The following is a 3,188-nucleotide window of genomic DNA, read 5'->3' as shown; positions in this document are numbered from 1 at the left end:
TCGCCCTTTTCTACACTTAAATTGATTTTGTCAAGGGCTTTAAGTTCACCATAAATTTTTGAAACATCTACGAGTTTTAATATATCCATAAAATTCCTTTCTATTCTCCACGAAGCACTAAAGCTGGATCAATATCAACAGTTTTAGATACTGGTATTAAAGATGCAACTATAGTTATTACTATACAGACAATAATTGTCATAGGTACTAAAAGAGGCAAGAAACTTACCTTTCTAGCAAATACCGAAATACTTACTCTATTGGCAAATATATATCCTAATGCAACACCTAAAAGTCCACCAAAAACCCCCAAAAATGCTCCTTCACCTAAAAAGTCAACAATTACTGAGGAATTTGTGGCACCCAAAGCTTTCTTAAGACCTATTTCTTTACGCCTTTCAGTTACAACAGCCATCATTGTTGTGGATACACATATCACCATTATGAATAATACTATTATCGTTACAATGAAGACAAGAGCTTGTAATTTGTTCAAAACTATATCTTGTGAGGCGGTAACTCTTTTTACCATTTGTGGAGTTAGAGATCCATCCTTTTGTGAAATATTTGATACTATTTTTGAAAGTACATTTTGTTCAGCTTCTATTGAATATTCTACGACATCAAAATTTTTGTCTTTAACAAGATGTGAAATATCATCAATACTCATAAAAATAAGTTCTTCTTCTTTACCACCTGTTGTCACAACTCCTGAAACAACAAAATTAGTATCTATAGAACCTTCTCCATGAACTTTGGGAGTATTTATAATAATTTTATCTCCCTCTTTTAATTCCAAAGCCTTTGAAACTTCATTACCTATTAAAACTTCTCTAGATTTTTCAGGCCATGAACCGTCAATAAGCCAGTATGGAGAATTTTCTTTCGCTCCCTTTAAATCTGTACCTGCAAGCATATAAGGTTGTTCATTAATTTTTGCATTTGTATAAATATAGGGTGCCTGACCGACAAGCTTTCCTGATGGAATTAACGATTTAATTTCATCTAACTGTTCATTGGTAATTTTTTTATCAGGGTTAGTGGGAATTACCAACATATTTGCACCATAAGACCTAAACTCCTTACCCATTTGTCTAGGAATATCATAGTAAATAGTAACAAGTCCTGAAATAATTGTTGCTCCCATAGCTATAGCAAGTAGTGCTGTTAACATTCTTGCACGTCTCCTTGCCAAGGAAGTCATTATCATTTTTAAGTAAAATTTATTTTTACTTTGTTTATCTGCCATGTAGTACCTCCGTTGGATTTAAATTCAAAAGGTATCTTATAGCTGGTATTGACCCCAATATTGTAACAAGAATAATAAGTATTGCTACAATAGGAACTACCATAGCTGTCGGAGCTATTGCTGAGCCGAAAACTGTTAGACCAATAATCTGAGTAAGTAGCAGACCAACACCGTAACCTATAACTGTTCCAAATATCGCTGTCAAAATTATTTCCACAAGAATTATGCAAATTATCCTTCCATTTGACGCCCCTATAGCTTTTTGAAGTCCAATTTCATTAGATCTTTCCATTACAGATGCTGTAATAAGATTAGAAATACCAAAGCCTGAACCAATCAAAGTTAATACTGTAATTAAAACCATAAGAAGAGTAGTCTTGTTTAAAATATCTCCTTCACTTTCTGCAACTTGGCGAATTGGCTTAGCTACAGAATCAGTCATTACTTCTGTTATTTGATAACAAATAGCAGAAACATAAGCTGTACAATACCATACTTCCCTTTCCTTAATAGTTAAAGATAGTGGGTTTTTGGCAGCCTTTCTTGCTAAGTCATTGTCTGGTGTAGTAAGAGCTGATACTTCTACTTTATTTACAACTCCAGTAACTCCAGCAAATTCTTGTGCTGTTTTTAAAGTAGCATATATAAATGCATCTTCATCAGAACCTGATGAGAAAATACCCTTAACTTTTAATTTTTTGTCTAAATTATTGCTTTTTAGTTGGATTTCATCACCAACTTTAAATCCATTTCTGTCTGCAAAAATCTTTCCAAGCATAACTGAATCGCTATCATTTTCTGATAACCACTCGCCTTGAACTTCCCACCAGTTTTTAAGTCTAATCATACCAGTATCAACTGATTCTCCAGTAGGCAAATTCATATGATTATTAAACCATGTTCCTACCATCTTAGTATGTTTAGAATCATTATTACAAGAAACCCAAGTGTTAAGATATGGCGTATAGTCTACAATATTGTAAGCCCAAAAATAGTTTTAATGTTAGGAAGTTCTGATTCCTTTAAATATTTTTGAACCTGCCCCTCTTTTTCTTGCATGCCATACAAATCATCAAGAAGGGAAGCTTCCTTAGGCAATACATTAATATTTGCTCCATAGGTCTTTAATTCTTGATTAACTTTATCTCCAACACCGAGCATGGTATTTAACATTGAAGTGGCAAGAGAAGCTCCAAGGGCAACTGTAAATGCAATAAGAACCATTTTTCCCTTTTGTCTAAAAAGCGCTCCTTTAACTATTCTCCAAAACATAAGCCCTCCTACTTAAATACATAAGACAATGCGTCAAGATCTTTTGGCGCAATCTTTATCTTTTTATCATGGACAATGTATGGGAAAGGTATCGGGTTACATCCACCCTTAAAACCTATTGTACCCCTATTCATTACAACGTCGCACAACTTACAAATAACATCATCGCCTCTTTCAAAATATCCAGATGGACCACATATCTCGCAGGCATCAAGTACAACTCCATAGGTACCTCCTGATTTTTTAATGCAGAAAAATCTCATTTGTGCACCATCCTTTGCCTTATACAAATATCTGTGCAAATGCATATCCTCTAAGCTACTTAAAGGAATAACAATCATTCCATTTTCAGTTTGATAATCTTCAGGTGGTGAAAGGGCCTGTTCCTTATTAGCATATGCCTTTCCAAGCGTTAATGAAAAAGTATTAATAAATAGAACAACAAGGAAAAAAATTGCCCAACGTTTTTTATTCTTCATTCTATACTTTATTTTTCTTAACTGAGCGCTATTGCTATAATCTTCATTAACTTTAATATTTTGCTTATATAAAATTACTGGAATAGCTGTCATAATTAACATTGTTGCAAATAAAAACACATTTTCGTGATTAGCTATAAATGCAATAACTCTAAAAAAGTTAACATTTCTAGGAATAATCCCTTTAG

General features: G+C 33.3%; 2 protein-coding genes and 2 pseudogenes. All 4 read right to left on the bottom strand.

The annotated features are described in order from the left end of the window. Positions 1 to 89, bottom strand: a pseudogene (locus KHW44_RS10155) (ABC transporter ATP-binding protein); the annotation flags it as partial. Positions 90 to 100: 11 nt separating this feature from the next. Further along, complete coding sequence (locus KHW44_RS07805) at positions 101 to 1,249, bottom strand: FtsX-like permease family protein (RefSeq protein ID WP_304068064.1); 1,149 nt, start codon at positions 1,247 to 1,249, stop codon at positions 101 to 103. Beyond that, positions 1,239 to 2,521, bottom strand: a pseudogene (locus KHW44_RS07800) (ABC transporter permease). Before KHW44_RS07800 ends, KHW44_RS07805 begins: the two are co-directional and overlap by 11 nt. Before the next feature lie 8 nt (positions 2,522 to 2,529). Continuing rightward, positions 2,530 to 3,188 (bottom strand): DUF2318 domain-containing protein (locus KHW44_RS07790; protein ID WP_304068055.1); only part of this gene is annotated, 659 nt, incomplete at its 5' end.

Source organism: Finegoldia magna (assembly GCF_018371055.1).
GTDB lineage: Bacteria > Bacillota > Clostridia > Tissierellales > Peptoniphilaceae > Finegoldia > Finegoldia magna_I.
The sequence above is the reverse complement of the archived record's forward strand: the minus strand, read 5'-3'. Positions and strand labels throughout refer to the sequence as shown.

What these genes read in the sequence shown, in the direction of transcription:
- KHW44_RS07805 (WP_304068064.1), bottom strand. Translation starts at nt 1,249, where the DNA reads ATGGCAGATAAACAAAGTAAAAATAAATTTTACTTAAAAATGATAATG.